Source organism: Mesorhizobium loti CJ3sym (assembly GCF_000472785.1).
Taxonomy (GTDB): Bacteria; Pseudomonadota; Alphaproteobacteria; order Rhizobiales; family Rhizobiaceae; genus Mesorhizobium; species Mesorhizobium loti_E.
In genome coordinates, this window is record NZ_AXAL01000008.1 from 39,894 (window position 1) to 52,879 (window position 12,986).

At 63.5% G+C, this 12,986-nt stretch carries 13 protein-coding genes; 6 read left to right on the forward strand and 7 right to left on the reverse strand.

Going from position 1 to position 12,986, the window contains the following annotated elements:
* Nucleotides 1–38: 38 nt before the first annotated feature.
* From A3A9_RS0112065 to A3A9_RS0112075, 3 genes are read left to right on the forward strand one after another with little or no spacing between them, the layout of a single operon-like run.
* Nucleotides 39–1,082 carry a class II aldolase/adducin family protein gene (locus A3A9_RS0112065; RefSeq protein ID WP_027059015.1) on the forward strand — a complete coding sequence of 348 codons (1,044 nt, stop codon included), beginning with the start codon at nucleotides 39–41 and terminating at the stop codon, nucleotides 1,080–1,082.
* Nucleotides 1,083–1,097: 15 nt separating this feature from the next.
* Nucleotides 1,098–2,372, forward strand: coding sequence for an FGGY-family carbohydrate kinase (locus A3A9_RS0112070; protein WP_027059016.1), 1,275 nt, complete (start codon nucleotides 1,098–1,100; stop codon nucleotides 2,370–2,372).
* Nucleotides 2,369–3,220 carry a TIGR01459 family HAD-type hydrolase gene (locus A3A9_RS0112075; RefSeq protein ID WP_027059017.1) on the forward strand — a complete coding sequence of 284 codons (852 nt, stop codon included), beginning with the start codon at nucleotides 2,369–2,371 and terminating at the stop codon, nucleotides 3,218–3,220. The genes A3A9_RS0112070 and A3A9_RS0112075 overlap by 4 nt, the downstream gene beginning before the upstream one ends.
* On the opposite strand, the gene A3A9_RS0112080 is transcribed toward A3A9_RS0112075, so the two are convergent.
* Nucleotides 3,207–4,223 (reverse strand): sugar-binding transcriptional regulator, encoded by a 1,017-nt coding sequence (locus tag A3A9_RS0112080; RefSeq protein ID WP_027059018.1) that lies wholly within the window; start codon nucleotides 4,221–4,223, stop codon nucleotides 3,207–3,209. The two genes, A3A9_RS0112075 and A3A9_RS0112080, sit on opposite strands and share 14 nt — an antisense overlap.
* A 154-nt stretch (nucleotides 4,224–4,377) precedes the next feature.
* On the opposite strand from A3A9_RS0112080, the gene A3A9_RS0112085 reads away from it, so the two are divergent.
* Nucleotides 4,378–5,178 (forward strand): hypothetical protein, encoded by an 801-nt coding sequence (locus A3A9_RS0112085; protein WP_027059019.1) that lies wholly within the window; start codon nucleotides 4,378–4,380, stop codon nucleotides 5,176–5,178.
* Nucleotides 5,179–5,303: 125 nt separating this feature from the next.
* Here A3A9_RS0112085 and ptsP read toward each other — a convergent pair whose 3' ends face one another.
* The 5 genes from ptsP to A3A9_RS0112110 are packed head-to-tail and all read right to left on the reverse strand — an operon-like array spanning nucleotide 5,304 to nucleotide 10,009.
* Nucleotides 5,304–7,283 (reverse strand): phosphoenolpyruvate--protein phosphotransferase, encoded by a 1,980-nt coding sequence (ptsP, locus tag A3A9_RS0112090; RefSeq protein WP_027059020.1) that lies wholly within the window; start codon nucleotides 7,281–7,283, stop codon nucleotides 5,304–5,306.
* A gap of 50 nt (nucleotides 7,284–7,333) precedes the next feature.
* Nucleotides 7,334–7,714 carry a PTS glucitol/sorbitol transporter subunit IIA gene (locus A3A9_RS0112095; RefSeq protein WP_027059021.1) on the reverse strand — a complete coding sequence of 127 codons (381 nt, stop codon included), beginning with the start codon at nucleotides 7,712–7,714 and terminating at the stop codon, nucleotides 7,334–7,336.
* Between the two features lie 27 nt (nucleotides 7,715–7,741).
* Nucleotides 7,742–8,740, reverse strand: a complete 999-nt coding sequence (srlE, locus tag A3A9_RS0112100) for a PTS glucitol/sorbitol transporter subunit IIB (protein ID WP_027059022.1) — start codon at nucleotides 8,738–8,740, stop codon at nucleotides 7,742–7,744.
* 16 nt (nucleotides 8,741–8,756) lie between these two features.
* A complete protein-coding gene (srlA, locus tag A3A9_RS0112105; RefSeq protein ID WP_027059023.1) occupies nucleotides 8,757–9,518 on the reverse strand; it encodes a PTS glucitol/sorbitol transporter subunit IIC in 762 nt (253 codons plus the stop codon).
* 53 nt (nucleotides 9,519–9,571) lie between these two features.
* Nucleotides 9,572–10,009 carry a transcriptional regulator GutM gene (locus A3A9_RS0112110; protein WP_027059024.1) on the reverse strand — a complete coding sequence of 146 codons (438 nt, stop codon included), beginning with the start codon at nucleotides 10,007–10,009 and terminating at the stop codon, nucleotides 9,572–9,574.
* A 191-nt stretch (nucleotides 10,010–10,200) separates the two neighbouring features.
* Between A3A9_RS0112110 and A3A9_RS0112115 the strand changes: the two genes are divergently transcribed.
* Nucleotides 10,201–10,842: a hypothetical protein gene (locus A3A9_RS0112115; RefSeq protein WP_027059025.1), complete on the forward strand. Its 642-nt coding sequence runs from the start codon at nucleotides 10,201–10,203 to the stop codon at nucleotides 10,840–10,842.
* Between the two features lie 186 nt (nucleotides 10,843–11,028).
* The gene (locus A3A9_RS0112120) at nucleotides 11,029–11,703 is read left to right on the forward strand and encodes an HAD family hydrolase (protein ID WP_027059026.1); all 675 of its coding nucleotides are present in this window, start codon (nucleotides 11,029–11,031) and stop codon (nucleotides 11,701–11,703) included.
* Nucleotides 11,704–11,783: 80 nt separating this feature from the next.
* On the opposite strand, the gene A3A9_RS0112125 is transcribed toward A3A9_RS0112120, so the two are convergent.
* Complete coding sequence (locus tag A3A9_RS0112125) at nucleotides 11,784–12,923, reverse strand: DUF930 domain-containing protein (RefSeq protein WP_027059027.1); 1,140 nt, start codon at nucleotides 12,921–12,923, stop codon at nucleotides 11,784–11,786.
* Nucleotides 12,924–12,986: the final 63 nt, after the last annotated feature.

Below are 12,986 nucleotides of genomic sequence, written 5' to 3' on the forward strand. Positions count from 1 at the left end.
GCGACGGAATTTCGTGCAGGCGTGCAAGGAAAGGTCCCATGGCAACTCAAGCTGACGCGCAGGAACTGGCGGCGTTGCGGGCGCTTTCAGCCAGCATCGGGCTCAACCCGCATATGACCCAGGCGGCGGGCGGCAACACCTCGCTCAAGGCCGGCGACACGCTGTGGATCAAGGCGTCCGGCACCTGGCTGAAGGACGCGCTCAGCGACGACATCATGGTGCCGGTGGCGATGGCGCCGCTGCTCAAGGCGGTCGACGATCGCGATCCGACCGCCGACACGCCGCAGGCCTTTGCCATAGATGAACTCAATCCGCGCGGCCTGCGCCCTTCGATCGAGACCACGGTGCACGCCCTGATGCCGCAACGCGTGGTTCTGCATGTTCACTGCGTCGACACGATTTCGCTTGCCGTGCAGGCCGATGGCGAGGCCGAGGTCGCCAGGCGGCTCGACGGCATCGAATGGGCCTACGTGCCCTATTTCCGGCCGGGGCTCCCACTTGCCCGCGGCATTGCCGAGAAACTGCGGCCTGGTGTCGACGTCCTGATCCTTGGCAATCACGGGCTGGTCGTCGCCGCCGAAACCGTCGCCGAGGCTGACGTTTTGCTTCACCGCGTCCGCTCATTGCTGGCGCGGCCGGCGCGCGCGACCGCAGCGCCCAACATCGCTGCCCTGACGACGCTTGCCGGCGACAGCGTCTATCGATTGCCGAAGGATGTCGATGCGCATGCGGTAGCCCTCGACGCGGAAAGCCGCCGCATGGCTGAGGCCGGTAGCCTCTATCCGGACCATGTCATCTTCCTCGGCCAAGGCTCGGTCGTGGCCAGACCGGGCGAGGATGCGGCCGGTGTCGCCGCGCGGCTCGGCGCGGCACCAGCAGCGATCCTGTTTCCCGGGGCCGGCGTGCTGATGCGCGGCGACGCCAGTGCCGGCGCCGACGCCATGCTACGCTGCCTCGCGGACGTGACGGCACGCGTCGATACTGCGGCGCGGCTGAACTACCTAACCGCCGCCGAGAATAACGAACTGGTCAATTGGGACGCCGAGCAGTATCGCCAGAAGCTCAACGCCGCCGCCGGCTAGCAGAGGACTGACAATATGATGCCCCTTGTCATCGGCATCGACATCGGCACGTCGGGGGCGCGCGCCGTCGCCATGCGCCCGGATTTTTCGATTGCCGGCCAGTCCGCCGTCCGCCTCGACCGATTCGGCCAAAATCCTCGCGATCCCTCCTCATGGTGGCAAGCGGTCCAGGCAGCTCTGACGGAACTGCTTTCGGGCATTGATCGCGCCGCGGTCCGCGCCATCGCCGTCGATGGCACGTCCGGCACGCTGCTGCCGGTCGATGACGCCGGACGGCCCTTGGCCGAGCCGCGGATGTACAACGACAAGGTCGCTGATGACGCTATTCTGGCCGCGATAGCCCGCGAAGCGCCGGCGGCGAGCGCCGCGCACGGGGCGACTTCCGGCCTCGCCAAGGCCTTGCGGTTCCAGCATCTGCCCGGCATCGCCGCGGTGCTGCACCAGGCCGATTGGATCGCCGGAAACCTGTCCGGCCGCTTCGACGTCAGCGACGAGAACAATGCGCTGAAGACAGGCTATGACGTCGAGGCCCGCCGCTGGCCGGATTGGATCGCGGCCACCGGACTGCGCATGGACTTGCTGCCGGATGTCGTCGAGCCGGGCGATGTCACTGGCACGCTCACCGCGGCCGCAGCGGAGCTGTTCGGCCTGCCGCGCGATGTGGTCGTGGTCGCCGGCACCACGGATGGCTGCGCCTCGTTCCTGGCGACGGGCGCCACGGCGGCCGGCGATGGCGTCACGGCGCTGGGATCCTCGCTCACCATCAAGATCCTCTCCGACCGGCCGATCTCGGCGCCGCGCTTCGGCATCTACAGCCATCGCCTCGGCGACGCCTGGCTGGCCGGCGGCGCGTCGAATTCCGGCGGCAAGGTGCTGGCTCAGCATTTTCCGCTGGCGCGGATCATCGAACTCAGCGCGGCAATCGACCCGACGATCGAGACCGGCCTCGATTACTATCCGCTCAGCACATCAGGCGAGCGGTTCCCCATCGCCGATCCGGCCCTGCCGCCGCGCCTCTCGCCACGGCCGGCTGACGACGCCGATTATCTCAAGGCGATGTTCGAAGGCATGGCCGCGATCGAAGCGCTCGGCTACCGCAGGCTAGCCGAGCTTGGCGCGCCGGCGCTGACATCGGTCAGGAGCGTCGGCGGCGGTGCGGCAAATCCGGCCTGGACTGATATCCGGCAGCGCAAGCTCGGGGTCGATTTCCTGCCCACGCTCTCCGACGAGGCGGCGGCCGGCACGGCGCGGCTGGCGCTGAAGGGTGCAAGCAAGGCGGGGCTGTTATGAGTGCCAAAAGCATCGAACATCTCGACGGCATCGGGCCGCTGGCGCAACGCTATCAAGTCTTCCTGCTCGACCAGTTCGGCGTGCTGCATGACGGCCAGGCTCCCTATCCCGGCGCGGTGGAGGCCTTGTCGGCGCTGAAGCGCGCCTGCAAGACGGTGGTGCTGATTTCCAATTCCGGCAAGCGGGCCAGGCCCAACGAGGACCGCCTGCTGAAGCTCGGTTTCGCCGCCGGCAGCTGGGACCATTTTGTGTCCTCGGGCGAGGTGGCGTGGCGACGGTTCCACGAGATGGCGACAAATGAAGCGTTGCGGCCCGGCACGAAATGCCTGCTGATCAGCCGCGATGGCGATCGCACGGCGATCGAAGGCCTGCCCTTTGTACTGACGGAGACCGGCCAAGACGCCGAACTGGTGCTGATCTCAGCCAGCGAGGGCGACCGCCACGATCTCGACCATTATCGCCGGCTGCTTGCCCCGGCAGCGGCGCGGCAGGTGCCGTGCTTCTGCACCAATCCCGACAGGATCATGCTGACGGCGGTCGGGCCCCGCTTCGGCGCCGGCGAGATTGCCGATCTCTACGAAAGCCTTGGCGGCAGCGTCACCCGCATCGGCAAGCCCTATCCGGCTATTTTCGACGCGGCGCTGGCGCTCGCCGGCGAGCCGGAGCGCAGCAATGTGGTCTGCGTCGGCGACAGCGTCGAGCACGACATATCAGGCGGAAACCGCGCCGGCGTCGCCACGGCGCTGGTTCTCAGCGGGATATTGGCGGACGCATCGGATCTTGCCGCCATTTTCGACGAACAACAGGCCTGGCCCGACTATGTCACGGGGTCCTTCAGCTTTCGCTGACCGCTTCGAGCATGCGCCGCGCACTCTCCTCGTCGGTGATCAGGATCGTCGGGGCGATCAGGTTCATGGCGCCGAGCAGGGCCTCGATCTTCTCCTCGCCGCCTGAGGTCAGGATGCGGATCGGCGCCGCGCGCAGCCGGTCGACATCCACCGACATCACCAGGCTGTTGATCGGATGGTCGACCAGATCGCCATTACGGTCGAAGAAGTGGAACAGCAGGTCGCCGACCGCGCCGCGCGCAAGCAAGGCTTCCCGGTCCGCTTCCTTGAGAAAGCCACCGCGCGAGAAGGTGGTGGCCGAAGCGATGCCGCCGACGCTCAAGAGAACGGCATCGAGCACGTTGGCCATTTCAAAAACCTCCTGCAGGCCGCACCGCTCGACCAGCGCGATCTTGGTCTCGACGCTGTCGACGACGGCCGGCGTCGGGATCAGATAGCCGTCGCCCTGGAAGATCTGGGCGAAGCGCCAGGAGAACTCGGCCGGGTTGTAGCGCCGCACGACGCCGACACCGCCCAGCAGCGATATGACCTTGAAGTCGGAGAGCGACTTGGCGCTGATGAAGGGCAGGCTGGAGAACAGCGTCCGGCCCCAGCCAACGCCGACGCGCATGCCGGATTTCATCGTATCGGACAGAAAAATCCCGGTCTTGGCGCTGATCGCCGGGAGCGGATCGGCATTGGGGGCGGTGAGCGGCGCCACCAGCGCCTGCTGCAGGCCGAACGTCCGCTCCAGCGCGCGCTCCAGCCGCACGATCTCGGCCAATTCGCTCTCGATGGTGATCTTCACCTCGTTGCGCGCCCTCGCCTCGGCCAGCATGCGCACGATGGTGACACGGCCGACGCCAAGCACGTCGGCGATCTCGTTTTGCGTCATCTGCTCGACGAAATACATCCAGGCGGCGCGGATCCTGAGGCGATCCGTCCGGCTTTCGCTGACGACCGACTCGGTCGCCTCGCCGCCGCCGCGACCGTCTTCGGTTTCGCTGTGTCGTCGCCTGGCCAACTCATCCCTCCCCCGCGACGGACAAGCGCGCCGTCGCCGATTCTGCATGCTGGTCTAGTATCGCCTATTGATCTACCAATCGATAGGAACAATGTAGAGTTGGTGGCCGGCCGCTTGCTGGCCGTTCTCCACGGCACTTTCGAGGCGATCCGCGATGCTCCGACAAATCTCCGAAGATGTCCGCGTCAATTTGAAGGACCGGTTGCGGGAAGTCCGCGACATCATACGCCAGAGCCGCCATGACGGCAGCGGTGAAGCCAGTGCCCTGCGCGAGGCGACCAGCCGCTTGCCGCCATTTCCGGGCAAAGGCATCGAAGGCCTGCTCAGCCATGCCGCGAGCGCTTTCGACGAGGCGCTGTCGATCGCCGAATCCTTTGTTCCACATGAGCGCCCGATCAAGGTGGACGGCACGACCGTAAAAGGCCTCGGCACCTATTTCCCCACGGGAAACGAGGAGCGGCAGTTGAGCGCCGAGCGCCTGTTCCGGCGCGACATGTACTATTTGACCAAGGCCGTGCTTGCCGAGCTGAAGATCGACAATGCCCGCATCCTTGAAGCCGATTTCGCCGCCGTGCATGCCACCATGCGCAAGCGGCATGGCGATCTGCTGGCCGCGTTGGTTGCGCCGGATGCCGGACTGCAGGCGATCGCGGCCACCTGCGCGGCGCTGCTGGTCGAGTTGCTCAACCAGCGTCCGGTCCGCTTTGCCGAAACCGCGCCGGAAACGCCTGCGATTGGCGGCCGGGCGCTCGACATAAGCTGCCTGGCGCCGGTCGTGCTGGCCTGCGGCCTGGCGACCACCGGCCGCGACGGCGCGCCGGAGCCGGACATGCTGGAGATCGCCATCCTGGCAGCCGATATCCGTCATGACCGCATCGTGCAGGCCTGCGGCAAGGCAAGCCCGGTCGAGGAACTGATACCGGTCTTTGCCACCTTGCTCGCGCATTTGCCGTAGGCTCCAGCGGCTGTCGCGGGAATCCAGAGCAATTCCAGGAAAAGTGTGTAGCGGTTTTCCGTTAGGAATTGCGTCAAAACAAAGAGTTAGAGCAATTCACCGTTTCTGTGAAACGGCGAATTGCTTTAGTCCCCGGCCGCCATGGCCATGATTGTCTTCTTGGCGCGCTGGATCGAGGCCGGGCTCATCGACAGCTCCGTCAGCCCCATCTCTAGGAACCTCCCAATCAGGTCGGGACGCCCGGCAGCTTCGCCGCACATGCCGACCATGATACCGGCGGCGACGCCGGCTTTTGCCGTCAGTTCGATCGCCATCATGACGGCCGGATTGGTGACATCGTTGAGCTTGGCGACGGTCGGGTTGAGCCGGTCGGCGGCCATGATGTACTGGGTCAGATCATTGGTGCCGATCGAGAAGAACGCCACCTCCTTGGCCAGCGCCGGAGCGATCAGCACGGCCGCCGGGGTTTCGATCATCACGCCGAGATCGAACGTCGCATAAGGCACGCCTTCGGCCTTCAGCTCGGCGGCGCATTCATCGACCAGAACGCGCGTCTGCCTGACCTCGTCGATATCGGCCACCATCGGCAGCATCACCTTGATGTTGCCGTGCACGGCTGCTCGGAGCAGTGCCCGAAGCTGGCGCTTGAAGATATCGGGCCGGTCGAGGCACATGCGGATGCCGCGCCAGCCGAGGAAGGGGTTTTCCTCGTCGGGAAACTCGATGCCGGCGATCGGCTTGTCGCCACCGATATCGAGCGTACGCACGATGACCGGATACGGCGCGAAGGCCTTGGCCAGCGCCGCATAGGTCTCGGCCTGCATGTCTTCCGAGGGAAGATGCATATGGCGCATGAACAGGAGCTCGGTGCGGAACAGGCCAACGCCCATGGCGCCAGCCTCCTGCGCCGCTTCGATTTCCTCGAGCGAGCCGATATTGGCCGCGACCTCGATCACCTTGCCGTTGGCCAGCTTGGGCGTCGCCGTCTTGAAGACGCTCAGCCCGGCGCGTTCCTTTGCCGCCGCTTCGACGCGGGTCGCGAATTCGGCGCGGGTCGCGTCGTCGGGATCGATGACCACACGACCGCTATTGCCATCGAGCGCCACTTCTCGCGCCGTGCGCAAGGCATTGACCTGATCGCCAAGGCCCAGCACCGCCGGAATGCCGTGCGAACGGGCAATGATGGCGATGTGCGAGGTGGCGCCTCCATGGCCGCAAATCACCCCGCCAATGCGTTTCAACGGCGCGCGCGCCAGGTCCCATGCGCCGATGTCGTCGGCGATCAGAATGGCGCCCTCGGGGATATTTTCGAGGCTGACATCGTCCTGGCCGAGCAGCAGGAGGCAGATCTGCCGTCCGACGGCATGGACGTCATCAGCCCGCGCATTGAGATAATGATCGTCAACGGCGCTGAAATCGGCGGCGATTGTGGAAGCGGCGGTGATGACCGCCGAGACCGCATCATTGCCACCCTTGATTAGGCTCTCGGCTTCACCAGTCAGACTGTCGTCGGCTGCGATATCCCTGAGCGCCGCGACGATACCGCGGTCTCCACCGGACAGCGTGTCCTGCGCCAATATCTTGTCCATGCGCGCCTGAACGGCGCCAATGGCGGCGCGAAACCTGTCAATCTCGCCTGGGATTTCGCTTTCCTGCAACATGCGGCCTTGTCCGGCGATATCAGGCGGGAAATGCGCGAAGGCCGGTCCGATGGCGAAACCCTCGCTTGCGGCGACACCGCGCAGGCCATTTGCTCCACCGGCTGCCGGCCGTGCGGAATCGGCCTTCGACGCGACTGGCGTCTCCGACACGGCATCGCCGGCCAGCTTGGGCTCCTCGTCATCGAGACCCGCCTTGGGGTTCTCAAGATAGCGAATCAGCGCCTCGATGGCCTCGATCGCGTCGGCGCCATTCGCCCGCACAGTGACTTCCTGGTTTTCCTTGACCGCCAGCAGCATCAGCTTAACCGAGCTCTTGGCGCTGACCGCCTTGCCGTCCTTGACCAGCTCGACATCGGATTCGAAGCCCTTGGCAAGCTTCACGAACCGCGTGGCGGGACGGGCGTGCAAACCTTCATGCACTCTGACGATGGTCGAGCGTTCCATGGCAAATACTCTGGTTCTGGGCGCCAACATAAGCTGCGGCGCGAATGCTGTCAGGCGGCGATGGTGATGATCGCGTCTGTCTTCAGGGCGGCCACGAGCGCTTGTGTATCAACTTGCGATGCGCAGATTTCGCCCGGCCTCTCGGCCTCGGTGGCGCCGTTGAACGAGATAACGACGTGGCCCATCTCGACCACCTTGCTCCAGGCGCTGGAGCCGACCGCGGTTATAACAGCGGAAACCGGACCAAGGGTGATCGAAGCGCCCTTTTGAGGCGCTCCGTCACTGGGTCCCTGCTCCGTCTTGTGGAGCACCGACACCTCGGCAAGCTCCGGCGGCGAGCCATCCGCAAACAGGATGACCACGCCCCCTTCGGCAAGGTCCGCCACTTCGGGTCCGATGGCAGTGACCCGTGTTCTCAAAAGAACCGTCATATGGCGAACCTCATTTTCCTACTTTTCTTAGAATACGATCAGGCTGACGACCCAGGCGATCAGCACCGAGATGGGACCCATGATCTGGCGGCTGATGAGCACCGCCGGAACACCGATTTCGATTGTCTTCGGCTTGGCTTCACCAAGTGCCAGGCCGACCGGGACGAAGTCGCAGCCCACCTGGGTGTTGTAGGCAAACAGCGCCGGCAGGGCCATTGCCGGCGAAATCGTGCCATTGGCGATCTGCGGGCCGATGATGGCAACGCCGATGACCTGCGCGATGACGGCACCTGGCCCGAGGATGGGCGACAGGAACGGCAGGCCGCAAATGGCCGAGATGATCAGCAGGCCGACGATGTTGTTGGCCAGCGGACCCATCGGCTGGGCCAGCACGTCACCGATGCCGGTGTAGAGGATCAGACCGATCAGCATGGTCACGAAGGCCATGAACGGCAGCACGTTGCGAATGACCTGATCGATGGTGCGGCGGCCGGCATTGAAGAAGATGCCGACGACCCGACCCATGATACGGCCGATCGTGCTGATGAAGCCGATGAGACCACCCTCGCTGGGCAGTGCCGTCGGCGTCGTGTTGTTATTGCTCGAACTCATCGCTGCTGCTCCCCCCGCAGTGGTGACCGTTCCGGACCCGTCCGCCATTGTGACGTTGGCCGGCTTCACGCCCGAAACGTAGATATCCTCGGTGATGAACTGGGCGAGCGGCCCAGACTGTCCGACCGGCGTCAGATTGACGGTCGGGATACGTTTGCGCGGATAAACGCCGCATCGTGCGGTGCCGCCGCAATCGACGACGACAACCGCCATCTCGCTTTCGATCGGCGGCGCCTTGAAGCCATCGACGGCTTCGGCGCCGGTCATGTCGGCGATGAGCTGCGCCACCGGGTGAATGCCACCGCCGGTGACGGAAACAACCTTGCTGCGCTGTTCAGTCGGCTCGATTACGAGCGGACCACCCCAACCGGTCTTACCCCGGGAGATGCGTACGGCTTTGTATGTCTTGGCCATGATGTCCTCCCCGCCCTTACAGCTCGACGCCTTGACGGCGTGCCATGATTGCGGTGATGCGCTCGGTCAGCATGCCCTTGAGCAGGATGACGACGAGGCCGACAATGGCATACCAGATCGCCACCTTGACGTGGTAACCGGCAACGACGGCTCCCTTCTTTTCCAGTTCCAGCAGCGCGACGAGAATGCCGCCCCAGACGAAATATTCGCCAGGGTTGATGTGCGGGAACAGGCCAAGCGGCGGGTGAACGTAGGACACGGCCGCGTCATAGAAGGCGGGCTTGTGCTTTTCTTCCAGGAACGAGCCGAACGTATAGGCCATCGGATTGGTGAGGAAGAACACCGCCAGCAGCGGCAACAGCGTGTAGCGGGTCAGTGCAATGCGGCCGGCGCCGCGCGCCAGGCCATGCACGCGCTCTTCACCAACCAGTTCGGTGACGGCGTAGAAGGCGGTCATCAGCACCACCAGCGTCGGAATGATGCCGGTGACGAAGCCGGCGAACACTTCGCCGCCCTTCTGGAAGATGCCGATGAAATATTTGCCGATGGCGGTCAGCCAGCCAAGCTGCTCTTCCTGCTGGACGTCCTTCAGCTTTTCCTTGAACTGGTCGACAGTGAGCGGTGCGTTGTCCGCTTGCGCCAGGACAACGAGATGGTCGGAGGCATGCTCGACGGCGAGCTTGCCATGCAAAGCAGCATCCGAGACCATGGCACCTGCGACATGCAGATTGTGCACAGCCATGTCGGCATGCTGCGCCAACAACGAAAATACAGACATTTCTCCTCCTTATGCCGCCAGCCGGTTGATCCCAGTCGGTGCGCGGCTTTCCTCTAGGCCCTTGCTACGTTCAAACCGGACAGGCCCGGCTTCTTCCCAGGCTCCGACCGTGCTTTGTCGATCTGTTCGATCGCCCGCTTCACGGCCTCGGCCACACCGGGTTCCCCCTCCCCCTTGATTGCAGGATTGGACCGGAGTCTCTTGAGGGGAACACCCTCGAATTCTTCATGTCTCTTGAATTTGGTGAAGACGGACCGGCCGGTCATCACCATCACGCGTCGCACGATCATGTCAGGCGTCACCACGACAAGCGCGATGGTGCCCTTGGCAAATCGGCCGCGAAAATTGCCGGCTCCGACGAAGCCATCCTTGTACTGGTCGGTGACGCCCCGGAAGACATCCGAATAGTGCCGCATCTGCAGCCAGACGCCGAGCGACTGCAGCGCCCACACGATAATCAGCAGAAGCAGTCCCCACTGCCAAATCGCCATTCGGTTCTCCTCCCGAAGCTTCAGTTGAACCGCACCTTGGACCGATGCGCGACAACAGCAAAGTGAGAACATTTGTTTCCGAGAATGTCAATATGTATGATATTGGCCTCAGCCACTGTCATCCATAGGCGGCTCTGCGATTTCGGTAGCGGCATGGCTGTGCTAGCCTGTCGGCAAACGGGATGCATGAAATGGAACTGCCCTTCAGGGATGAACTGGCCCTTATGCCCGACCTGCGCCACCGGTTACGGCAGTTGCGCTGGTTTCGTGCGACTTTCCGCGGCAGTGCCAAGGTGGTCTCGGACACGTTCGGCGTACGCTTCGACATCGACGAAGCGAAACTCACCAGGGCTTTTCTCGACTGGGTCGAGATCATGGAAGCGCAAAAACGCTTCGCTGCGGTCGACCGCGCCGACTTCATCGTCTTTGCCGCCGGCCTCGTGCTGCGCGAATTGATCAAACAGGCGCCGGCCCGGGAAATCTCCGGCCTGACCCAGCTGATCGAGACGGATCAGAATGCCGGAACGCTGGAAATCGTCCGCTTCTGGCCGGAGGGTTTTCTCTACACCAACTATTGCGTCTCGGTGATTTCCGCTGTCCACGAGCAGGAATTCGGAAGCGCGCCGAGCATCGACAAATGCGCCGATGATTTGCGCACCTGGTGGTCCTACCGCGAGAATGTGACCGAGATGCCGGCCTATGCGGTGGCCTTCCTCGACCGCTTCCTGGGCGCTGAGCCGAACTGGATCACGCCGGACCACGCACAGTCCCGACAAGCCATGCAACGAGCGCTCGGATCGTCCCGCGCAAGCGACGCGATGCGCCATTTGTGATCACACGCCACCTGTTCTTGTTTACACGCAATTCCCAAGGGAAAGCGCTATGCGCTTTTCCCGGGAAAACCGTTTCACACTTTTCCTGGAATTGCTCTGGATCCATCAGTCATCAAAACGCCGCACTATTGAACATTTGACTTTTAGTCGATAGCGATGTGCGAAATCGACTCGGGGGAGAAGCGCGTGGCGCGATCAAGGCCTATCATTTTCGATTGCGACGGCGTTCTCGTCGACAGCGAGCCCCTGGCTGCCAAAGCCTATGAGCGTGTCTATGAAAAGCACGGCATGCCCGGTGTTCATGGCGGCATCATCGCCCAGTGCGTCGGCATGAAGCAGTCCGATATCATCGCCAGGATCAAGGAATTGACCGGCCACCAGTTCCCGGCTTCGGCCGATGACGACATCTGGGCCGAGACCAAGGTGCTGTTTTCCGAGGAGCTGAAGCCGACGCCGGGGATTGCTTCTTTTCTGGAAACGCTTGCCGGCGACCGTTGCGTCGCCTCGTCGTCTTCCGTCGAGCGCATCAACCACAGCCTTGCCGTCACCGGGCTGACACGCTTCTTCGGTGAAGCAATCTACAGCTCCTCGATGGTCAAGAACGGCAAGCCAGCGCCCGACATCTTCCTGTTCGCCGCCGAGAAAATGGGCGCAACGCCCGCCGACTGCATCGTCATCGAGGATTCGCCCTTCGGCATCCAGGGCGCGGTTGCCGCCGGCATGACGGCGATCGGCTACACCGGCGGCGGCCACACCTATGCAGAGCACGCCGGGCGTCTGAGCGCGGCAGGTGCCGATTTCGTCTGCGCCGACTGGCATGAAATTAGCCGGCAATTGGCCGGGCTCGGCGTGCCGGCGTAGAACCCCGAGGAAAGTGCGCACCTGTTTTTGCCCGCAATCGGAGTGGTTGGGCGTTTCCGCGAAAGTTGGAATACTGCAGGCTAGCGGCAAGTGGGTAATTGAAGGCGAACGGCTTCGTCGGTCGGGATCACGGATCCGACACGGAAGTCGAAAGACAAGACCTTTGTCACATCGCTGTCGACCTCGCACCGGAAGCCCAGATGGTACCACTTTGCCGTTGCGCAGAACGCGACGTCCGGAGCGTTAAGGACATTGCCGGCCTTCAACGGAACACTTGGGATCAAGAAGGGAAAATAAGAGGCATCCAGCAACTGCTGCTGCAATGCACTGGCACAAAGTTTGGCGCCACGTTGAACGCGAGCTACGCCGCCCATCGAGGTCGTCGCCAGCGCATCGCCCGTGGCGTCCTGCGAGTAGAGCTTGCGAACACCCGGAAGGCCCGAGTCGTTCCGAGATGCAGACTTCGAAGCCTTTGAGGGGCTGGGCTTCGGTGCATTTGCTGGTTTGGGCTGCGGCGTTGCGGCTGACATGGGAAGCTCGATCTCGCCGCCGCCATCGGCAGCCAAATGCGCTGGTACCGCGCCCTGTTGCTTGGCGGCGTCGAGCGCAGCTTGCTTGTCTGCCTCCTGTTTGGCTGCCTGTTGTTTCTCCATCTCCTCGGTTGAAGCTGCCTGCTTCTCCGCATCCTGTGTCGGCTTGGCATCCGTCGGCGAGGTTAACGGCTTCTCGTCGGCCTTGGTTGGATCTGCCCGCTGCTCGGAGTCTGGCGGCGTCGCAGGCTGGCTCTCTGCGGGCCTCGGCTCGACCGGCGGCTTCGAAGCGTCATCCTTGGCAGGCGCCGGCGAACTGTCCTCAGCGCTGGCCCCATCCAGGGATTTCCTCCGGCCGGTATCCTTGTCGCCGAACTGAAAGACAGGCTTCAGGACCTCGGCTGGTGGGGGTTTCTGCGCCTGCTTCTCCGGCAGAGGCGGCTTTTCAACCTTCTGCTCAGGTGGTTTTTCAACCTTCGGCTCCGGTGGCTTAGGAGGCGGCGCCGGAGCAGGTTTCGGCTGATCGGGCGGAGGCACGAGCGCAACATTGACCGGCTGCTCTTCCTGCGGCTGTTGGGAAGGCACGGGAAGGCCATACAACAGGAGCGCCGCGACAAGCACGTGCAGGATCAGCGATGCGGGGATGCCCCACAACAGATTCCGACGCCGTTCTCCTGTCTCACCCTTCATCCTGACCGATGTGGAATGAAATAGCGGCGGCTTCAAGCATAGGCATTGGATTTGCGTAATCTA